Origin of the sequence: Microcoleus sp. OTE_8_concoct_300 (assembly GCF_031383065.1) — a bacterium.
Classification (GTDB): Bacteria; Cyanobacteriota; Cyanobacteriia; order Cyanobacteriales; family Microcoleaceae; genus Microcoleus.
On the sequence record NZ_JANMZH010000082.1, the window covers coordinates 1 to 5632 of the forward strand.

Genomic DNA, 5632 nt, shown 5'->3' on the forward strand with positions numbered 1-5632 from the left:
GCCGCTTCGAAACGCCGTATGCATTAACTGGCAATCTGAAACTAAAGGTGTTTTTTGATAAAAGTATTGTTGAAGTTTTTGTTAACGGAGGCGAAAGGGTTTTTACTGCTCAACTTTTCCCAGAAGAAAAAGATAATGGTATAGAATTTTTCAGTACTGGTGCCACTGGCGGATTAGCCTATTGTTATGTGTATGAAATAAAATCTGTTTGGTAGATTTTGGCCACTACTTTTATCCCTGGTTGTCTTTCGTGTCGTTTCGTGTAATTTCGTGGCCAAATTTCTTTCTATGGCTTTTCGCAATTTTAAAATGGTTGGCTATGTAGTGTTTGGCCGTGGTAGTTTTAATCAATTAGATCAAATAATTGCCCCGCATCGCAAAAATGACAAGCCAATGGTTTTCTTGGTTGACCATTTTTTTTCCGCAGTACCCGGTGGAACTGGGCATCCCCTTGTCAATCGCATTCCTGTTCGTGGAAATGATAAAGTGATTTTTGTGGATAGACGACCTATATTTATCAATTCACTGTTTGGTTATTTTGTCAATGCGTAAGTCCTAAATACCTGTGTTGTGATGAATTTTGAATCCCTACCCTGGATCTGCCGCCTAGTTGAGTTGGGTAAGGATGTGAATATCTTGGGCACCAAAAAACAACTGGCTGGTGCGCTACAGGGTGATCTCACTCAGGTGAGGATCGCAGATCCAGTGGGGTGTCTGCAAAGCCTTTTGGGAGATCTGCCAAAACTAATTGTCTCAGGACACTTACTTGGGATGACGCTTATGTCACCGAACTATTGCCATCCTCCAATGATGTATGGACGCTGGAAAGATTGGAATGGCAGTCCCCTTGAAGAACCGCCCCTGTTTTATCATGGGATTGATGAATCTACATCAGAACTGGTTGACAAGATCAGTGATGAGGTTCTGAAGATTAGCTACTCGATCACAACAGAATTTCCCGAGGTCGATCTTTCTCAGGTGATTCCTTTGTATGAGTGGGATATCATCCATTACGGAAATTACATTAAAGATCAAACGAACTTAATGACAACCACTACGACCAACTCTAGATATGAAGGCATTACTCATCCAATGCTCCCAACGATAGATGGCAAGTATATGCCAAACTTCAATCAGCGTTTTCTCACAGAAGATGTGCCGTTTGGTCTGGTTGTTATTCGTGGCCTCGCCGAGCTAGCTGGCGTCCAAACCCCTTACATGGATACAGTGCTATCGTGGTGCCAGAATAAACTGGAGAAAGAGTATTTAGTGGACTCTAGATTGGTGGGGAAAGACCTGGCGACTACCCGGTGTCCCCAGAGATACGGCTTTAAAACTCTGGCTGATATTTTAACGAAGAATCTCTAGTAAAATAGACGAAACTAAAGATTCTCTCCTAGCTGTTTCATTACTCAAACAGATCGGAGGCAATAGCTCGTCGATGATATTTTGAGGTAGTTCGGGAAATTTATCCAATTGTCTTGTTGTTTGCCGAAGAGATATGAGACCTCTTGCAAAAGTCGTCGCTGGGGTACTATAAGGTCAAGAAGCCGTCGCTCCAAAAGTATATCCTACAGATTTGGTAATTGGCTATGTCTTGAAATACGCTGGCTCTGGTGTTTAGCTGGGGTCTATCTCTATGCAAGCAAAAATACCATAATGCGATCGCGTTGGGATCGAGGACATACTCTTTACTGTCGTAGGTAGGCTCAAACAGCGATTAGTTTCAAGTACATTTGTAGGGAATTAGTAGCGGAATTAACAAAAATCAATAACCATAAGCTTCACTACTATTAACGAGGTCTAAAGGCTATGAAGCTGATAGAGTTTATTTTTTATTTCATGTAGTAGCCCCTCAGACTTTTCCGACTTTTTTCTTGGTTAAAAATTCGCCAACAATCTGTTATTATAATGTACGGAAATCCAAGATAAACGGCACAAGATGGCAACCAATTTACCATTAAGAACAGGTGCAAGTATAATTTATGACCGAAAAGTCCCTGTGGTTAACAGCTACAATGAATGGGATACTCTCCAAGAAGTAATTGTCGGTCGCGTTGAAGGCTCTGCAATACCACAATTTGAAGCGAATGTTAAGGTGGATGCCCCACCCAGATACTGGAATTTTTTTCAACAGTATGGGGGTCAACCTTTCCCTGAAGACCTAGTTGAGACAGCATCAAAGGAACTCAATGAGTTCTGCAAGATTTTAGAAGCCGAAGGTGTAACCGTGCGGCGGCCCGATATAATTGACTTTTCTAACTCGTATAAAACTCCAGATTTTGAAGCTTCTGGGTTGTATGCTGCCATGCCTCGCGATGTCCTGATTGTTATCGGCAATGAAATTATCGAGGCTCCAATGGGGTGGCGATCGCGTTTCTTTGAATATCGTGCATATCGTTCCTTAATGAAAGAGTACCTCAAACGAGGAGCCAAGTGGACAACAGCTCCGAAACCTTTAATGTCAGATGAACTCTACGATTTTGAATTCGCTGCCAAATCGCCAGAAGAGCAAGAAGCATTAGTTGAAATTGGGCAGTATGTGACAACAGAGTTTGAACCCTGCTTTGATGCTGCTGATATTGTGCGCTGTGGGCGCGACCTATTTGTGCAGCGCAGTCACGTCACTAACGAAATCGGGATTACTTGGCTCAAGCAGCACCTCGGCGACCAGTTTAGGGTTCATACACTCAAGTTCAAGGATTTCAATCCAATGCACATTGATGCCAGCTTTGTACCCCTAAAGCCTGGATTAGCGCTAGTTAACCCGGAAAGACCGTGTTATCAGAGCGAAATCTTCAAGAAAGCTGGCTGGGATCTGGTCAAAGCAGCGCAACCCACCACGCCAGACTCTTGGGAACTTCCCATTGCTAGCAAGTGGATCAGTATGAATCTTCTGTGCTTGGATACAGAACGGATTGTTGTGGAAAAGCAGGAAGAACCGATGCAGAAACTCCTGAAAGATTTGGGCTTTAAAGTAATTCCTGTTGATTTCCGACACTTTTACACCTTTGGAGGTTCATTCCACTGTGCAACCTGTGATGTTCGACGAGATGGAAAACTTGAAGACTACGGATTTTCTGAGCCTTGTGACGAGAACTAACTGAATAGACATCTCCAATAACTGCCAAACCTTTTCCCCGCTTGGTTTCTTGTCCGAAGCTCGCTTCGAGTTTCCAACAAGAAACTAACAGTTAAATAAGGGTTTGAAGCTGACGGGGTTGTCACCCCGTCAGGTTACAGCTAGCCGTAGAGAACGTTCTGCTAAATTATTATCCGGAGGAACTGAGGGGTCATTGAGAAAATACCACCATTGTTTTGCCTTATCCCGTAAGGATTTTAGTAACATACCTGCGGCATAACCAACTTGGCCGGGCCAAGTCGCCAAAGCTTGATTCAATCGTATTTTGAAATCCTGAACCCACGAGTGGTAGGTGAGTAGATCCCTCGTCTTGCGCCAGGACTCATGGGTTCGAAAAGCTTCATCAATTAATGAAAGAAATATTTGAGCGACTGCTGCATTGTTGTTGCCAGGAAGTTCCAGCACTTTCTTGAAATGCCGCCGTAAATGAGCCAGACACTTCTGTTGGGCTGCGATGTTCCCACCATTATAAACGCTGAAATCATCTGAGCTTAATACCATTTTTTTAAAGATGTGATAGAGATAAAGAATGTAAAATCCAAGACCATCCGGTGAGAAAACCAATGACGCGATCCGTGAAAGATGCCAAAATTTCCTGGACTTTTGTGCAGAGTTCGTCAAGATTACTAAACACCGACCAAGCTAAAGAATCTTTGAGATATTCCCACACTCTTTCTGTGGGATTTACTTCGGGACAAGCCGGAGGCTGAAATAGTAAAATAACATTGTCTGGTAATTCAGATGAGCTTAAATTATGAGAGTCGTGCGTTATCTACTTGAATGATGTGTAATTCCTCAGGATATTGTCTTGACAAAAGTTGTAAATATGCTTCCAAACAAACTTTGTCTAAATCCGAAAACTCCAAAAAAAAGTTTTTCTCTTTTGCGCTCGATACTGCCCCATACAGCCAAAAACACTCTTATTTCCATTGATGCTTTCCGGGCGGGCTTTACGCCTGAAAGCGTCAGCTTACGCCGACTTTATTGTATGCAGCCCTAGACTATCGTTCATCACTACACCAATAAGTAACTTTTTTATATGTGTTTACTTGAGGTAAAGCTTTGTCTAGTAAAGCTTTTATTTGTTGATGTAAGTTGTTTTTAAATTAATTAATTGCCGTAGATTTCTGAGAAATACTGCGAGGTCTTGGAATTTTTAATTTACTTTTTAATTCACCTCTAACTAAAGAATATACAGCCTGGTAACTACTGGCTATTCCTTTAATCAACCAGAGCCAGAGATGAACTTCTTGGTAACTCTGAAATCCTTCGGGGTCTCTCAACTCTTGTTGCAAGGTCGCTGCTATTTCAACTGAGAACTTTTTTGGGCAGCCAAAAACCTGCCGATTTTTTAACAAATTTTCCAGACCGCCCTCTTTATATTGAGAGAGCCAGCGATGAATTCTTGCCTCACTTTTACCTAAAACTGCCGATACTTCCCGCACAGTTTCTACTTGTTTTGACTGAAATAAATAAAGCATTTGAACTTTGTTATAAGCTAGGATTTTTTGCAAGCTGTTTGAGGATTTCTCGTAAATTTTCTACAGATTCGGTAATAGCTCTCTTGCAAAATAGTTTTATGATATAATGAAAAGTTTTGCTGAGAGTTGATTGAATCCCAACTCCTGACTTATTTGCACTCTTGTCTTGCTAGAAACAGGATAAAATGCTAGAAAGTTCTGTTGGTCGTTACAAAATAAGTAAATCATGAAAAATCAATCTTACCTAAATTTGAAACCCGATCAATTTCAACGTAGATTTGGTATCAAGATTCAAACCCTAAAAGCAATGGTTAATGCCAAGCGAAAACTTGGCCGTAGAAAATCCTAAAGACAGAAGAGGACGTCGCACCATCCTCACTCTCGAAGAACAGGTCTTAGGATCCTTGGAATATTGGCGAGAATATCGAACATATTTTCATATTGGGACAAGTTGGGGAGTATCTGAATCAACTATTTGCCGAATTGTAACTGATATCGAATCAACTTTAATGAAAACGGGAAAGTTCCGTATTTTTGGGAAGAAAGCATTACTAAAAAACTCTGATTATCCAGAGGTCGTGGTGATGGATGTCACATAAACAGCGATTGAACGACAAAAAAAAACAAAAAAGATATTACTCAGGCAAGAAAAAATGTCATACTCTAAAAACTCAATTGGTAATTAATCAAGAGACAAGAGAAATTATTTGCACTGCTTTTGGACCAGGGCATTGCCATGACTTTAACTTATTTAAAAAAAGTAAAATTCATTTTCATCCCGAAACAAATAGCTTACAAGATAGTGGCTATCAAGGGATAAAGGATTATCACCCTAATAGTTATATCCCTAGAAAGAAACCAAAAAATGCAGGGGGAACGCATCTTATTGAACACTGTTCATCAGTGGTGAGTATATTTTGAGATAAATTCACCATTCAAAGAAGCTACAGACACGCTTTGTAATGAGTTTTGTTAGAAAATAGGAACTGATTAATGGTGGTTTTTACGC

4 protein-coding genes and 3 pseudogenes are annotated in these 5632 nt (G+C 40.9%); 5 read left to right on the forward strand and 2 right to left on the reverse strand.

All coding sequences use genetic code 11. The features are described from left to right. From ACUVJL_RS03965 to ACUVJL_RS03980, 4 genes are all read left to right on the forward strand, one after another. Window positions 1–215 (forward strand): GH32 C-terminal domain-containing protein (locus tag ACUVJL_RS03965; RefSeq protein ID WP_445244661.1); only part of this gene is annotated, 215 nt, incomplete at its 5' end. 73 nt (window positions 216–288) lie between these two features. Next, window positions 289–552: a hypothetical protein gene (locus ACUVJL_RS03970; protein WP_445244662.1), complete on the forward strand. Its 264-nt coding sequence runs from the start codon at window positions 289–291 to the stop codon at window positions 550–552. Window positions 553–573: 21 nt separating this feature from the next. Continuing rightward, the gene (locus ACUVJL_RS03975; protein ID WP_445244664.1) at window positions 574–1368 is read left to right on the forward strand and encodes an NAD/NADP octopine/nopaline dehydrogenase family protein; all 795 of its coding nucleotides are present in this window, start codon (window positions 574–576) and stop codon (window positions 1366–1368) included. A gap of 634 nt (window positions 1369–2002) precedes the next feature. Further along, window positions 2003–3103: a glycine amidinotransferase gene (locus tag ACUVJL_RS03980; protein ID WP_445244663.1), complete on the forward strand. Its 1101-nt coding sequence runs from the start codon at window positions 2003–2005 to the stop codon at window positions 3101–3103. A gap of 132 nt (window positions 3104–3235) precedes the next feature. Here the strand turns inward: ACUVJL_RS03980 and ACUVJL_RS03985 are convergent. After that, a pseudogene (locus ACUVJL_RS03985) lies at window positions 3236–3640 on the reverse strand (IS66 family transposase); the annotation flags it as partial. 7 nt (window positions 3641–3647) lie between these two features. Further along, window positions 3648–4723, reverse strand: a pseudogene (locus ACUVJL_RS03990) (IS630 family transposase). A 126-nt stretch (window positions 4724–4849) separates the two neighbouring features. On the opposite strand from ACUVJL_RS03990, the pseudogene ACUVJL_RS03995 reads away from it, so the two are divergent. Then, window positions 4850–5514, forward strand: a pseudogene (locus tag ACUVJL_RS03995) (transposase family protein); the annotation flags it as partial. Between the last annotated feature and the right edge of the window lie 118 nt (window positions 5515–5632).